Origin of the sequence: Serratia sp. CY32780 (assembly GCF_052169135.1) — a bacterium.
Classification (GTDB): Bacteria; Pseudomonadota; Gammaproteobacteria; order Enterobacterales; family Enterobacteriaceae; genus Serratia; species Serratia sarumanii.
The window spans coordinates 471,493-484,446 of the sequence record NZ_JBJNLI010000001.1; the positions used below are offsets into that span (position 1 = coordinate 471,493).

Here is a 12,954-nt window from a genome sequence, read left to right on the forward strand (position 1 = left end):
TTTTTCCACGCGGGCGTTCATCCCAGAGCGCCCGCGGGCTGCGTCGTTTTTCAGCGGACAGAATTTGTCACAAATCCGCCATACAATCCCAGTGCCAAGCGCTGAACCCTCACATATAATTCGCTGAGTTCAAGCCCCCATTTCAGAGTAATGCCTGTGAAAATACGTGTTTTGGTTCTGACCCTGCTCGCTTTGCAGGCGGGCGCAGGCTTTGCGCCGCGCGCGTTGGCCAGCGACAACGCCGCCGCCCTGCACGCCACCCAACCGGAGCTGGCCTCCGGCAGCGCGATGGTCGTCGATATGCAAACCCATAAGGTGATGTATGCGCGCAACCCGGATGAAGTGGTGCCGATCGCCTCGATCACCAAGCTGATGACCGCCATGGTCACGCTCGACGCGCACCTGCCGCTCGACGAGATGCTGGCGGTGGACATTCGCCAGACGCCGGAGATGAAAGGGGTGTATTCACGGGTGCGGCTGAACAGCGAAATCAGCCGTAAGGATATGCTGCTGCTGGCGCTGATGTCGTCGGAAAACCGCGCCGCCGCCAGCCTGGCGCACCACTATCCGGGGGGCTACAACGCCTTCATCAAAGCGATGAACGCCAAGGCCAGGGCGCTGGGCATGACCAATACCCATTATGTGGAACCGACCGGGCTGTCTATTCATAACGTGTCGACGGCGCGCGATCTGACCAAGCTGCTGATCGCCACCAAGCAATATCCGTTGATCGGCCAGCTCAGCACCACCACCGAACGCATGGCCAGCTTCAAGGATCCGAACTACACGCTGCCGTTCCGCAACACCAACCACCTGGTGTACAACCCGAAATGGAACATCCAGCTGACCAAAACCGGCTTCACCAACCAGGCGGGCCACTGCCTGGCGATGCGTACGGTAATCGGTAACCGCTCGGTGTCGCTGGTGGTGCTGGACGCCTTCGGCAAATACACCCACTTCGCCGACGCCAACCGCCTGCGCAGCTGGATTGAAACCGGCAAGGTGACGCCGATCCCGGCCGCCGCCCGCGACTATCGTCGCCAAAAAGACGCCCGTCTGGCGAAGAACGACAGCGAATAACCCGCCTGGCGGCCTGCCCGTTTGCGGCAGGCCGCTATCGGCCCTCGGGCCGTCTGATGACAAATCCCCGCTCGCGATCGCCGTCGAAACCCGCCTTGAGATAAAGCTGGTGCGCGCCGGTGCGTTGCTGCCCCGACAGCAGCATCACCTTGTAACAGCCCTTGCGCCAGGCCAGCTGCAGCGCGTATTCGATCATCGCGAGCGCCACGCCGTGGCCGCGATAGGGCTCCGCCGTCACCACGTGTTCGATGACGCCGAACGGCTGCGCCTGATGCGCCAGCCCCGGGATCAGCGCCAGCATGCAGGTGGCGATCGGCTGTTCCTCTTCCGCTGCCACCACCAGACGAATGGCCGGATCGTCCAGCAGGCGCTGCAGGGCACGGCGCGCGTCGTCGCTGCGCAGCGGCGCATCCTGTGGGCGCAGCTCGCGATACAGAGCCAACAGGCCGTTGAGATCGTCCGGCTGCGCCAGGCGATGAATGATGCTCATGGTTGCTCCTTTCGCCGCTTCAAGGGTAATCCGCTATCCTCCATTAATACCACAACGATTACCGAAGGGGATGTTATGAGTCAGGTTTCGACCTTTGTCATGTTCCAGGGGGAGGCGCAGCAGGCGATCGACCTCTACAGCCAGGTGTTTGCGCGTTTTCGGCTCATGCAGGTGCAGCATTACGACCCGACGCCGGACGGCCGGCGGTTAATCAAGCATGCCACCATCGATTTCGACCGGCAGAACCTGGTGTTTACCGACAGCCCGATCAGCCATGATTTCAGCTTTACCCCGGCGGTGTCGCTGTTCATCAACCTGCCTAACGAAGAGGCGCTGGAGCAGGCTTTCCACCGCCTGGCGGAGGGCGGCAAGGTGCTGATGCCACTTGACGACTACGGCTTCAGCGCTCGCTTCGGCTGGCTCAACGATCGCTTTGGGCTTTCCTGGCAGCTCAATGTGCCGGCGGGGGATCTGCCCTGAGGCTAAGGGGGAGTGTGCAAAAGGCATGGTAGTTCCTGTTGTTGTTTCATATGCTTATCGCCGGGGCAGGAACTCTGCCGTGGGGAATACCGACAACATCATGGAAAGGTGCGATTTGATTGATTTTGACCGCTATGTTGAGCAAGCGAAGTCTTACGGTGAGTGGCCGGGGGCACAGGTGGGCACGTTGTCCGGTTGCGTTGAGGGATTGAGCTACCGCCTGTATCGACAAACTGCCGAGAGCGAAGACGTGATCGTGGTTTATCACGGCGGCGGGGTTAACAGCGCCGCCGGGTATGACATTCTTGCGCGCCAGCTGGCCGCCGAGCCAACGCTCGCGGTGTGCCTGGTCGATATTCGCGGGCATGGCGATTCCACGGGAGAGCGGGGGACGGTTGAGCGGCCTGAGCGTATTTGGCGCGATGTCGATGTCATCCTGGCGGAAATGCGCCTGCGTTTTCCGTTAGCGCGCAGGCACCTGCTTGGCCATTCCAGCGGCGCCGGGATGTTGCTCAACTACCTGACCCGCTATCCTTGTGAACAGCAGGCGGACAGCCTGATCCTGCTGGCACCCGAGCTGGGGCCATTTTCCGGGATGGCCCGCGATCTGGCGGCGGCGGCCCGTTTTGCCCAGGTGCGGCAATGGCCTTTTGTGGCCAATGCGCTCAGCGGTGGGCGATGGTTTGGGCAATCTCGGGCGGTCAGCCTGAATTTCCCCCCGGCCGTACTGGCCGCCTCCCCCGATTTTGTTTGCCAATACAGCGTTAATATGGCTAACGCCTTGACGCCACGCACCCCGGCAAAGCAACTGGCGGCGCTGCGATTGCCGACTTTGCTGCTGGCGGCAGCGCAGGATGAGTTGTTCAGCGCACAATCCTTGCAGCGTTTCGTTGAACAGCATGGCAGCGTGCATGTTGCCTTTGGCTTGCTTGCGAGCAGCACGCATTTATCGTGCGTCTTTGAGGCCCACGGCCCGATCCTTCAACATATCTCACGCGCGTTCGCTCTCGGAGCTGATGAGGGACTGTCAGGCGAGAGGTTTTAACTTCCACCCGGCGTTTTCCGCGATCCTCCCATATCCTTTCATGACGCTTTACCGCTATGCTAAATATAGAATGGCCCGTGAACATGAAAAGGATGAATCATTTTGGCAGGAAGTAGCTTACTTACCCTTATCGACGATATCGCCTCGTTGCTGGACGATGTCTCTTTGATGACCAAGATGGCGGCAAAAAAAACCGCTGGGGTGCTGGGGGACGATCTGGCGCTCAACGCGCAGCAGGTCACCGGCGTTAAAGCCGACCGCGAACTGCCGGTGGTGTGGAGCGTCGCCAAAGGTTCGCTGATCAACAAGGCGATCCTGGTGCCGCTGGCGCTGCTGATCAGCGCTTTCGCGCCCTGGGCGATCACGCCGCTGCTGATGGTGGGCGGCGCCTACCTGTGCTACGAAGGGTTCGAAAAGGTGTATCACAGCCTGAGCCAAGACAAGCAGGCACATGAGGATAAGCAAGACGGACCGGGCGCCAATGAGGATGTGGCGGCCTATGAAAAGCGTAAGATAAAAGGGGCTGTGCGTACCGATTTCGTGTTATCCGCCGAGATTATCGCCATTACGTTGGGCACCGTCGCCGGCGCCACTTTCAGTCAGCAGGTGATCGTGCTGTGCGGCATCGCGCTGGTGATGACGCTGGGGGTTTACGGCATCGTCGCCGGTATCGTCAAGCTGGATGATTTGGGGCTGTACCTGAGCCGCAAGGGCAGCGCGTTGGCGCGCGCCGTCGGCGGCGGCATCGTGCGCGCCGCGCCTTATTTGATGAAAACGCTGTCGATCGTCGGCACAGTCGCCATGTTTATGGTCGGCGGCGGCATCCTGACCCACGGTCTGCCGCCGGTACATCATCTGTTTGAGGACTGGGCTTCCTACGCTACGGTGGTGCCAACGTTGGGGCATATTTTGCAGGGTGTCATTCCAGCTCTGCTGAACGTGGTGTTCGGTGTGATCGCCGGCGGCGTGGTGCTGGCGGTAGTGTCGGCGCTGGGCGCGGTGCGCGCGCGTTTCAAGGCATGATGAAAAGTCTCGCCCCGCAAGGGGCGGGACGGAGCTGACGCTTTAAAAAATCAGTTTGAGAACGCCGGTAATCGTCAACAAACCCACGATGAAGATGATGGCGACAATCCACAGAATAATTTTCATTTACTTCTCCCTTACCGGTTAAATGTGGCGCACGATTGGCGCTAACTTAATGAAATCACTCTTCACTATAGACGCTAACTCCCTATCGTGCGTCGCCATGTATTCAAGGATGCTGACTGTCGCCCGAGCCCAGCGCGCGCTGCATGAGGTGGGTGTCGCGCCATTCCCCCAGTTTGAATCCCACGGCCTTTAACGTCCCGACGCTGGTAAAGCCGAGCGACTGGTGCAGCGCCAGCGAACCGCGGTTGGCGGCGGAATCGCCGACGATCGCCAGCATCTGGCGCCAGGGGCCTTGCTCGCAGCGGGCGATAAGCTTGCTCAGCAGCGCCTTGCCGACGCCTTTACCCTGTTGCCCCTCGGCGATATACACCGAGTCTTCCACGGTAAAACGATAGGCCGGCCGGGGCCGATACGGCGTGGCGTAGCAGTAGCCCACAATATGGCCTTCGCTTTTCGCCACCAGCCAGGGCAGCCCGGCTTCTTGCACCTTGCTCAGCCGCAGCTGCATTTCCGCCAGGGGCGGCGGCTGTTCTTCAAACGAGGCGGCACCGTACAGCACGTGGTGAGTGTAAATTTGCAGCACGGCGGCCATATCGTCCGGCGTGGCATCGAGGAGGCTGAGTACGGGAGCGGAGAGCGTCATGGTAATGCCTGTTTACCTTGGAAATCAGCGGATAAACGCCATTATGCGCGCCGCTCGCCGCCGGGGTAAATCGGGTTTTCTTATGGTGAGATAAGAAAAGGCGATGATGATGTGGCAGGGGCTCTTTGGGGAGAGCCCCTGTGGCGCTGTGCCTGGAATTACCAGCCTTTCACCGCGCCGCCGTTGAAGATTTTCTCGGCGGCCTTGGCCACTTCGTCAGACTCATAGGCTTTGATGAAGTTCTGCACGTTCGGCGCGTCCTTGTTGTCTTCGCGGGTGACGATGATGTTGGTGTACGGTGAGTCTTTATCCTCGATGAAGATGCCGTCTTTGGTCGGCGACAGGCCGGTCTGGTTGATGTAGGTGGTGCTGATGACGGCGACTGTGACCTTTGGATCGTCCAGCACGTGCGGCAGCTGCGCGCCTTCCAGCTCCATGATTTGGTAACGGTGCGGGTTGGCGCTGATGTCCAGGGCGGTGGGCAACAACCCCTTGCCTTGTTTCAGCGTAATCAATCCGGTTTTTTCCAGCAGCAGCAGGGCACGCCCTAGGTTGGTCGGATCGAGCGGGATGGCGATCACCGCGCCGTCCGGCAGCTCTTTGAGCGATTTTATCTTTTTGGAGTAGCCGGCCATCGGGAAGACAAAGGTATTGCCGACCGCCACCAGCTTATAGCCGTGATCTTTATTTTGCTGTTCGAGGAACGGGCGGTGCTGGAACACGTTGGCGTCCAGTTCGCCCTTGTCGGTGGCGTCGTTCGGCAGCAGCGAACCGCTGAAGCCGACCAGCTCGACGTCCAGCCCGTATTTCTCTTTCGCCACTTGCCTGGCGACTTCCGCCACGTCCTGTTCCGCGCCGTTGATGACGCCGACCTTGATATGGTTCCGATCGGTTTTTTGATCGCAGCCCTGAAGCGCCAAAACGGCGGCGAAGGCCGCCGCCAGAGGGGTGATACGCCAGCGTAAGGTCATCGAAGTCTCCCTGAAAAGAACAATAAAATCAGTTGGTTTTTGTTCTTACAGCTAAGCTTGAACCGCCGATGAAGTCAAACGCTCGCTCAGCATAAACGGCTATAGCTTATAGCCGTTATGCGGCGGGGGATTATCGGCTGAGCGAACGCAGCACCACGATGCCCGGCGTGGCCATCACGTAATCCATAAAGGGCGAATCGACCACCCGCATGTTGGCCTTGCGCGATGAGGCGTTGCGCAGCACCGGGCCGTTGTCGGTCATCACGAATATGCCGGTGTGGGTCACGTCCAGCCCGTCCAGGTTGGTGTAAATACCGATGTAATCGCCGGTGCGCAGCTGGGCCAGCACCTTGTCGTCGATGCGGTCGCTGGGGATATAGGTCACGCTGCGTTGTACGTCGGGCAAGCCGGGCAGGTAGCTGCCGCCATCCGCTTTGCGGTTGAGGGTTTTCACGAGGGTGACGGCGTGCGGGCTGAGCCGCGCGGTGATGTCTTCAGCCACTTTTTTCGGCCGCTGCGCCCAATCGGTGAAGAAGTGTTTGCGCTGCGGGAAGGCGATGTTGCCGTCGACGTAGCGAATGTCTACCAGGCGCTGTACGAACTCGCCCTCGCTGCGGGCGGTGCTGAGTGCTTCCACATAATCGATGTAGGTGAAGCAATCCAGCCCGCGGAAGTCGATCACCAGCTGCTCGGGCGTGCTCTGCGAACCGATCAGGCGGTTGGCGAGATAGGGCGTGCCGAGAAACTCGCGCGAAATCAAATCGACGGTGCGGCCATGTGGCTGCGTGGCGTGCCAACCGGCGCGCAGCGCGAGGATCTCATGCAGCTTGCTGCGGGTGCTGGCGTCCATCTGCGGTTGCACAGCCGGCGGCGAAACGGTGACGTCGGTCGGCGGCGTTGCGGGGGAGACGGCGGTGGGGCGCTCGGCGCATCCGCTCATGGCGATAGCTAACATCAGTAAAACAACCTTGTTCTGGTTCATACGGCCCTCCCTGGGTGTCGCTGGCTTATCAGAGTCAGTGATAACAGTTCTCATCCGATGGTAGGGGTTAAAAAGTAAACATAGCCTCAATGGCGGCCGATAAATCAGTAACCGATTTCGCTATTGAACGGCAAATACCAGAACAGCGCGATTTCGTGATCGGCGATCTCCGGCTCGGCGCGGTACAGCAAACGGTCGATGCCGCCGAGAATAAACCCGTAATGCTGGTAGCAGCGACAGGCGGCCAGATTGTTGTTCTGCGTTTCGAGCATCATACCTGAGGTTTCCTGCTGCCGCGCCCACTGTTTGGCGCAGTCCAGCAGCGCCCCGGCGATGCCCTGACGGCGCGCGTGAGCGCTGACCGCGATCTCGTCGATCAGGGTGTAACCGTTCCAGTTTTTGCTCAGCGTGATGTGGCCAACGGCTTGGTCCTGGCGATACGCCAGGAAAGTCGCGCTGTCTTCGTTGGCGAACGGCGCCAAGGGATACTGTTTGCGAAACGGCGCCACCGGGCGGGTTGGCCAGCTGTCGACCGGGGTGTCGAACTGCGGCAGGGCGTAACAGCGGATGGTAAAGCCGAAATCGCCGCGCGTCAGGTAATCATCGGGCAGCGCCTCAATGGCCGCGATGCGGATGACCGGGGTCATTACGGCAGCTCCCGCAGCAGGCGCGCCGGGTTGCCGGCATAAATCCCCTTGCGGGTGATGTTGCGGGTCACGACCGCCCCGGCGCCGATCACCGCGTCGCTGCAGATCTCCACCGCCAGGATGGTGGCGCCGGAGCCGATGGACACCCGATCGCCGACGCGCGTGCGCCCCCAGCTGGCCGGATCGGCATTGGGTGCGCCGTCTTTGAACAGATCGTTGGCGAAGGTGACGCCGTGGCCGACAAAGCACGCTTCGCCGAGGGTGACGTATTCGCAGATAAAGCTGTGCGACTGAATTTTACTGCGCGCGCCGATGCTGACGTGGCGCTGGATCTCCACGAACGGGCCGACGAAGACATCGTCGCCGAGCCGGCAGCCGTACAGATTGCAGGGCTCGATAACGGTGACGTTGCGCCCGGCGTCGACGTCGACGATCCCCGCCTGGCGGGTGGTGATAACGGATGACATGGCCTTCCTCGCAGCCTGGTTTTTATGGTGGGAGTATAAGACAAAGCGCCGCGGCGTTGCGCTTTCCGCACGTTTTTTCGCCGAAAGACTATAATGAGTACAGGGGAGAGAGCCCCGTGGCCGCAATCCTCGCACGGGTAGCAGTCCGTCGGAGGTGTGAAATTCGTTCGCCGATCGCGGCCTACGGCGAGATAGGAGGTGTCTCATGGTCAGTCATGTTTGGGGACTTCTGGCGCATCCCAGCGCCGAGTTCGAACAGATCAAAAACGAGAATGAAAGCGTCTCGCACCTATACACCCATCACGTGTTGCTCTTGGCAGCAATCCCGGTGGTCTGCGCCTTTATCGGCACCACCCAGCTGGGCTGGCTCTCCGGCGAGGGACATGCCATCAGGCTCGACATGTTTACCGCGCTTTATACCGCCGTGGCGTTTTACCTGCTGATGCTGGCGGGCGTAGCGGCCATGGGGAAAGTCATTCACTGGATGGCGCGGCGCTATGAATCGCGCCCCAGCCTGCACCGCTGCATGGTGTTCGCCGGCTACGTAGCGACCCCGATGTTCCTAAGCGGGATTGTGGCGCTCTATCCGGTCGTCTGGTTGTGTCTGTTTGTCGGCATTATCGGCCTGTGCTATTCGGGCTATCTGCTGAATCTGGGGATCCCGCACTTCCTGAATATCGACAGTAAGGAAGGGTTCATCTTCTCCAGCTCGACCTTCGCCATCGGCATTCTGTTGCTCGAGCTGCTGCTTGGGGTGACGGTGCTGCTGTGGGGGTACGGTTCCTGGTTATTCTGAGTTAACGGTTGTTGTTGTCGCCCCCGCGCCGGTGGAACGGCGCGGGGGCTTTTGCTTTTATACGCGGCGGAAAACCAGCATCACGCCGAGCACGATGCCCGCCATGCCCAGCAGGCTCAGCGCCGCCAGCGCGTGGCCGAGCAGCAGGTAGTCCAGCAGGGCGGTGACCGCCGGGATCAGATAGAACAGGCTGGTGACCTGCACCAGGTTGCCGCGCTGGATCAGGCGATACAGCAAGAAGGTCGCCAGCACCGAGATCACCACCGCCATCCACAGCAGCGGCAGCACGAACGCCGGCCGCCATTCGACCCGCAGCGGCTCAAACGGCAGCGCCAGCGTACACATCAGCAACCCGACGGCATACTGCAGCGGCAAGACCGCCAGCGGCGGCTGCGTCATGCCTTTTTGCAGCAGGGTGCCGGCGGTCATGCAGCCCAGCGCGATAAAGGCGAACAGCATGCCGCTCAGCGAGAAGTGGGCCACCATCAGGCTTTGGTACACCACCAGCGTCAGCCCGACCATTGCCAGCGCCAGGCCGAGCGCCCGCAGCCCGGTGCAGCGCCGTTCGGTGAAGAACTGGGTGAGGATCGGCTGTACGCCAAGCAACGTGGCCAGCACGCCGGGCGTAATACCCTGTTCCAACGCCAGTAGATAGCAGATTTGATAGCTGCCGATCATCAGCACGCCAATCAGCGCGACGCGCCGGCGGGTGCCGGGGGCGGGCAGGCACTGGCGCTGCCACAGGCCGATGGCCAACAGCACCGCCAGCGCGATGGCGCAGCGGAAGAACAGAAAAGCGAAGGCGGAGGCGTGCTCCAGCCCCCAACGGGAGAAAATCGCGCCGCTGCTCCAAAGCAGGACGAACAGCGTAGCCAGGCCGGCATTGGCCCAGAGAGAAGGTAATCGCATGTCAATTTCACCTGTCGTGAAAATTACAGGCTCCGGCGTGCGCGGCGGTCTACGCCTGAACGCAACAGATCAATAAGCCGGAGGTAAAAAGTCGGTTTGGCTTAGCGCACGACCACAATGCGTGGCGGGTAAGCGGCAACCGCTGAAACGACAGAGGAAACGGCGGGTGGAGCGGAAGAAGCACACAGCAAAACGGCGGCCGGAACGGTCGCGTTTGTCGGATCTGTGCTGTGCGCCAGGTAGGCCATGTGAGTTCCTGAAAACCGGGAATGAAACTAATCGCTCAAACATAACTAAGTTCAGCGGGGCGTGCAATCGGAAATCGCAGTGATTTAAATGATAATGAAAATCATTATCATTTATTGAGAGGTATGCTATGTTGCTTTGGCCGCGCAGTTTTGACGCAGAGGGCGCGGCTTGCTCTTGCCTCGGTTCACGCAATGCGTGCGACGAAAGACGCTGCGATTCGCTTTTGCAGAAGGCGCGTAATCGTGGTAAAAATATTGATATGTTATAATATAACAATTTGCGCATAATGAATTCAGTTCACGACATCCTCCACGTTGATGGGATTAGCCTGACCGGCCACGGCGGGGCATTGATACTCGACAACATCCATTTCGCGCTGCGCGCCGGTGAGAAGCTGGCGGTGATCGGCCCTAACGGCAGCGGCAAGTCCAGCCTGTTGCGTGCCCTGATCGGTGAAACGCGGCCGGACAGCGGCGGCATTTACTGGCGAGGGCGCGCCTTGTCCGCGTGGCCGGCGGCGGAGCGCGCCAGAAGCATCGCCTTTCTGGCGCAAAACGATTCGCCGGATTTGCGGCTGTTGGTTGAGGACTACGTGGCGTTGGGCCGTTTGCCGCATGGCGCATGTTCTGCGACGGGAAAGCGCATCGTTGACGAAGCCATCGGGGAAACCGGGTTGGTGCCGCTCAGGCGCCATCCGTTGGGGCGGCTCTCGGGCGGCCAGCGCCAGCGTGCCGCGCTGGCTCGGGCGTTGGCGCAGTCTCCCGATCTGCTGTTGCTGGATGAACCGACCAATCACCTCGATCCGCCCGGGCGCTCGGCGCTGCTGTCGTTAGTGAAAAATAAAGACATCGCCGTGATTGCGGTCTTGCACGATCTGCCCGTGGCAGAGGCGTTTGCCGATCGGATCCTGGTGCTGAACGAAAGCCGTCAGGTGGCCTGTGGTACGCCCGAGGCGGTGTTGCAGACCCCGGTGATTCTGCCGGTGTTCGGCATGAACAGTTTCAAGGTGGCACATCCCGTCAGCGGGAAAACGCTGCGCATTTTTGACGTTCCCCATTGCGCTTGATAAACCAGAGAGAAACATGAACGCACGCGTATTCATTCTGCTTCTGCTGCTGGCCGCCAGGTCGGCGGCGGCCGAACATTTTCCCGTCACCGTAGAAAGCTGCGGTGTGCCGGTCACCTTCAACCAGGCGCCGCAGCGCGCCGTCATCAACGACATCAACATGGCCGAGATGGCCTTTGCACTGCATCTGCAGGATCGCATTGTCGGGCTGACCGGCATCACCGGCTGGTACAAACTGACGCCCGACTTCAAGGCCGCGATGGGCACCATTCCCGAGCTGGCGCCGAAATATCCCGCTTTGGAAACGCTGCTGGCGGCACAGCCGGATTTCTTTTTCGCCGGCTGGAATTACGGCATGAAGATCGGCGGCGACGTCACGCCGGAGAAGCTCGCCCCGTTCGGCATCAAAACGCTGGTGCTGGGCGAGAGCTGCGTACAGGCCGGCGGGCGGCCGCAGAAGGCCGATATGAACCTGCTGTATGACGATGAGCTGAAGCTCGGCAAGATTTTCGGCAAGCAGCAAGAGGCCACCGCGCTGGTTGAGGGCTGGCAGCGCCGGTTGGCTGCGCTTCCCGCCAGGCCGGCGGGCCAGCCGCCGCTCAAGGTGTTCGTCTATGACTCGGGGGAGGAGAAGCCTTTCACCAGCGGCAAATACGCTATGCCGACGGCGATCATCGAAGCGGCGGGCGGCCGCAACGTGATGGACGGTTTGCCGGCGAGCTGGACGACGGCGTCCTGGGAGGCGGTAGCGGCGGCCGAGCCTGATTTCATTATTCTGCTGGATTACCAGACCGGTTCGGGCGCCGATGCGCTGCGGCGCTTCCTCGAGTCTCACCCGTTGATGAAATTGACGCCTGCCGTACGGCACCACCGCTATCTGAAACTGCAGTATGCGGAGCTGACGCCGGGGCCGGCTAACATCGGCGCAGTGGAAAAGCTGGCGCGGGCGCTGTACGCGCCGGAGGCTGAATGAACTCGCCGACTCGGCGCTTTATGCTGCTCGCACCGCTGGCGCTGTCGGTATTGTGCGGGCTAATGATCTGGAGCCTGCAGCTGGGCAGCGTCGCGCTGTCATGGCGGCAGGCGTTTGCGGCGTTAGGGCTCGGTTCGGCGCCGCTTTCCGGCATGCTGGACACCATCGTCGTGCAGCTGCGGGTGCCCAGGGCTTTGTTGGCGGCGTTAACCGGCGCCGGACTGGCGATGACCGGCGCGCTGCTGCAGACCACCACCCGCAATGAGCTGGCCGATCCTTTTTTGTTTGGGCTCTCTTCCGGTGCCTCCGCCGGCGCGGTGCTGGTCATCACGCGCTTCGGTGATGCGCTGGGCGCACTGACGTTGCCGCTGTCCGCTTTCGTCGGCGGCATTCTGTCCGCGATGGCGGTGATGATCCTGTTTCGCGTCAGCCGGGTCAGGCGCGCCGAGCAGTTGATCGTCTGTGGCCTGGCGGTCTCATTTTTGTTTAGCGCGCTCACCAGCTACCTGGTGTTTTCCGGCGATCAGCGGGCGGCCGGTTCGGTGTTGTTCTGGTCGCTCGGCGGGCTGGGGCTGGCGCGTTGGGATAATCTGTTCATTCCGCTGGCGAGTTTCGTGCTGCTGGCCGGGTTTACGGCGCTGCGTTGGCGGGCGCTGGACGCGCTGCTGGCGGGCGAGCAAACCGCCCATTCGATGGGGGTCAACGTGGCGCGGCTGCGCACCGAGACCTTTCTGTGCTGCGCACTGTCCACGGCGTTTCTCGTTTCGCTGACGGGCGTGATCGGCTTTGTCGGGCTGATGGTGCCTTATCTGGCCCGGCGCCTGGTGGGCGTGCGCCACCGATTGTCCGTGCCGATGTGCGGCATGCTGGGGGCGATGCTGCTGACCGGCGGTGACATGCTCAGCCGCAGCCTGATCCCCAATCAGGAACTGCCCATCGGCATCATTACGGCGGGGCTGGGGGGCGCGTTCATCGTGTCCTTGCTGCTGCGCGCGGAGCGGTGAACG

General features: G+C 61.1%; 16 protein-coding genes. 8 read left to right on the forward strand and 8 right to left on the reverse strand.

Features of this window, described 5'->3' with window-relative positions; all coding sequences use genetic code 11:
* The first annotated feature begins 150 nt into the window (after positions 1-150).
* Positions 151-1,080, forward strand: a complete 930-nt coding sequence (gene pbpG, locus ACJ8HH_RS02350; protein WP_041033978.1) for a D-alanyl-D-alanine endopeptidase — start codon at positions 151-153, stop codon at positions 1,078-1,080.
* A 34-nt stretch (positions 1,081-1,114) separates the two neighbouring features.
* Here the strand turns inward: pbpG and ACJ8HH_RS02355 are convergent, their stop codons facing one another.
* The gene (locus ACJ8HH_RS02355) at positions 1,115-1,570 is read right to left on the reverse strand and encodes a GNAT family N-acetyltransferase (protein ID WP_043146869.1); all 456 of its coding nucleotides are present in this window, start codon (positions 1,568-1,570) and stop codon (positions 1,115-1,117) included.
* Between the two features lie 75 nt (positions 1,571-1,645).
* Here ACJ8HH_RS02355 and ACJ8HH_RS02360 point away from each other — a divergent pair, with 75 nt between their 5' ends.
* From ACJ8HH_RS02360 to ACJ8HH_RS02370, 3 genes are all read left to right on the forward strand, one after another.
* Positions 1,646-2,050, forward strand: coding sequence for a VOC family protein (locus ACJ8HH_RS02360; RefSeq protein ID WP_060436911.1), 405 nt, complete (start codon positions 1,646-1,648; stop codon positions 2,048-2,050).
* 79 nt (positions 2,051-2,129) lie between these two features.
* Entirely contained in the window at positions 2,130-3,095 is a 966-nt protein-coding gene (locus ACJ8HH_RS02365) for an alpha/beta fold hydrolase (RefSeq protein WP_228657591.1), read from the forward strand.
* Positions 3,096-3,197: 102 nt separating this feature from the next.
* Positions 3,198-4,118: a DUF808 domain-containing protein gene (locus ACJ8HH_RS02370; protein WP_049195887.1), complete on the forward strand. Its 921-nt coding sequence runs from the start codon at positions 3,198-3,200 to the stop codon at positions 4,116-4,118.
* A 42-nt stretch (positions 4,119-4,160) separates the two neighbouring features.
* Here the strand turns inward: ACJ8HH_RS02370 and ACJ8HH_RS02375 are convergent, their stop codons facing one another.
* The 6 genes from ACJ8HH_RS02375 to ACJ8HH_RS02400 form a co-directional block, all read right to left on the reverse strand.
* The gene (locus ACJ8HH_RS02375) at positions 4,161-4,244 is read right to left on the reverse strand and encodes a membrane protein (protein WP_016928643.1); all 84 of its coding nucleotides are present in this window, start codon (positions 4,242-4,244) and stop codon (positions 4,161-4,163) included.
* A 103-nt stretch (positions 4,245-4,347) separates the two neighbouring features.
* A complete protein-coding gene (locus ACJ8HH_RS02380) occupies positions 4,348-4,887 on the reverse strand; it encodes a GNAT family N-acetyltransferase (RefSeq protein WP_060451392.1) in 540 nt (179 codons plus the stop codon).
* A 158-nt stretch (positions 4,888-5,045) separates the two neighbouring features.
* Positions 5,046-5,858: a MetQ/NlpA family lipoprotein gene (locus tag ACJ8HH_RS02385; RefSeq protein ID WP_033653481.1), complete on the reverse strand. Its 813-nt coding sequence runs from the start codon at positions 5,856-5,858 to the stop codon at positions 5,046-5,048.
* Between the two features lie 130 nt (positions 5,859-5,988).
* Positions 5,989-6,840, reverse strand: coding sequence for a DUF1460 domain-containing protein (locus ACJ8HH_RS02390; RefSeq protein WP_043146876.1), 852 nt, complete (start codon positions 6,838-6,840; stop codon positions 5,989-5,991).
* 104 nt (positions 6,841-6,944) lie between these two features.
* The gene (locus ACJ8HH_RS02395) at positions 6,945-7,487 is read right to left on the reverse strand and encodes a GNAT family N-acetyltransferase (RefSeq protein WP_033647063.1); all 543 of its coding nucleotides are present in this window, start codon (positions 7,485-7,487) and stop codon (positions 6,945-6,947) included.
* On the reverse strand, positions 7,487-7,954 hold the full coding sequence (locus ACJ8HH_RS02400) for an acyltransferase (RefSeq protein WP_049212816.1): 468 nt from the start codon (positions 7,952-7,954) through the stop codon (positions 7,487-7,489). The genes ACJ8HH_RS02395 and ACJ8HH_RS02400 overlap by 1 nt, the downstream gene beginning before the upstream one ends.
* Positions 7,955-8,159: 205 nt before the next feature.
* Here ACJ8HH_RS02400 and ACJ8HH_RS02405 point away from each other — a divergent pair, with 205 nt between their 5' ends.
* Positions 8,160-8,750: a Yip1 family protein gene (locus tag ACJ8HH_RS02405; RefSeq protein WP_033637547.1), complete on the forward strand. Its 591-nt coding sequence runs from the start codon at positions 8,160-8,162 to the stop codon at positions 8,748-8,750.
* Between the two features lie 57 nt (positions 8,751-8,807).
* Here ACJ8HH_RS02405 and ACJ8HH_RS02410 read toward each other — a convergent pair whose 3' ends face one another.
* Positions 8,808-9,659, reverse strand: coding sequence for a DMT family transporter (locus tag ACJ8HH_RS02410; protein WP_049212817.1), 852 nt, complete (start codon positions 9,657-9,659; stop codon positions 8,808-8,810).
* A gap of 598 nt (positions 9,660-10,257) precedes the next feature.
* Between ACJ8HH_RS02410 and ACJ8HH_RS02415 the strand changes: the two genes are divergently transcribed.
* Genes ACJ8HH_RS02415 through ACJ8HH_RS02425 form a run of 3 tightly spaced genes read left to right on the forward strand, consistent with a single transcriptional unit; the run spans position 10,258 to position 12,951 of the window.
* Entirely contained in the window at positions 10,258-10,974 is a 717-nt protein-coding gene (locus tag ACJ8HH_RS02415) for an ABC transporter ATP-binding protein (protein ID WP_033653477.1), read from the forward strand.
* Positions 10,975-10,990: 16 nt separating this feature from the next.
* Positions 10,991-11,947, forward strand: coding sequence for an ABC transporter substrate-binding protein (locus ACJ8HH_RS02420; RefSeq protein WP_060438975.1), 957 nt, complete (start codon positions 10,991-10,993; stop codon positions 11,945-11,947).
* On the forward strand, positions 11,944-12,951 hold the full coding sequence (locus ACJ8HH_RS02425; protein WP_060420046.1) for a FecCD family ABC transporter permease: 1,008 nt from the start codon (positions 11,944-11,946) through the stop codon (positions 12,949-12,951). The genes ACJ8HH_RS02420 and ACJ8HH_RS02425 overlap by 4 nt, the downstream gene beginning before the upstream one ends.
* Positions 12,952-12,954: the final 3 nt, after the last annotated feature.

Bases quoted from the DNA above. Each gene is read 5' to 3' on its own strand.
- ACJ8HH_RS02425 (WP_060420046.1), top strand. From the start codon at position 11,944: ATGAACTCGCCGACTCGGCGCTTTATGCTGCTCGCACCGCTGGCGCTG.
- ACJ8HH_RS02410 (WP_049212817.1), bottom strand. From the start codon at position 9,659: ATGCGATTACCTTCTCTCTGGGCCAATGCCGGCCTGGCTACGCTGTTC.
- ACJ8HH_RS02405 (WP_033637547.1), top strand. From the start codon at position 8,160: ATGGTCAGTCATGTTTGGGGACTTCTGGCGCATCCCAGCGCCGAGTTC.
- ACJ8HH_RS02375 (WP_016928643.1), bottom strand. From the start codon at position 4,244: ATGAAAATTATTCTGTGGATTGTCGCCATCATCTTCATCGTGGGTTTG.
- ACJ8HH_RS02385 (WP_033653481.1), bottom strand. From the start codon at position 5,858: ATGACCTTACGCTGGCGTATCACCCCTCTGGCGGCGGCCTTCGCCGCC.
- ACJ8HH_RS02380 (WP_060451392.1), bottom strand. From the start codon at position 4,887: ATGACGCTCTCCGCTCCCGTACTCAGCCTCCTCGATGCCACGCCGGAC.
- ACJ8HH_RS02420 (WP_060438975.1), top strand. From the start codon at position 10,991: ATGAACGCACGCGTATTCATTCTGCTTCTGCTGCTGGCCGCCAGGTCG.
- ACJ8HH_RS02400 (WP_049212816.1), bottom strand. From the start codon at position 7,954: ATGTCATCCGTTATCACCACCCGCCAGGCGGGGATCGTCGACGTCGAC.
- pbpG (WP_041033978.1), top strand. From the start codon at position 151: ATGCCTGTGAAAATACGTGTTTTGGTTCTGACCCTGCTCGCTTTGCAG.
- ACJ8HH_RS02355 (WP_043146869.1), bottom strand. From the start codon at position 1,570: ATGAGCATCATTCATCGCCTGGCGCAGCCGGACGATCTCAACGGCCTG.
- ACJ8HH_RS02395 (WP_033647063.1), bottom strand. From the start codon at position 7,487: ATGACCCCGGTCATCCGCATCGCGGCCATTGAGGCGCTGCCCGATGAT.
- ACJ8HH_RS02360 (WP_060436911.1), top strand. From the start codon at position 1,646: ATGAGTCAGGTTTCGACCTTTGTCATGTTCCAGGGGGAGGCGCAGCAG.
- ACJ8HH_RS02390 (WP_043146876.1), bottom strand. From the start codon at position 6,840: ATGAACCAGAACAAGGTTGTTTTACTGATGTTAGCTATCGCCATGAGC.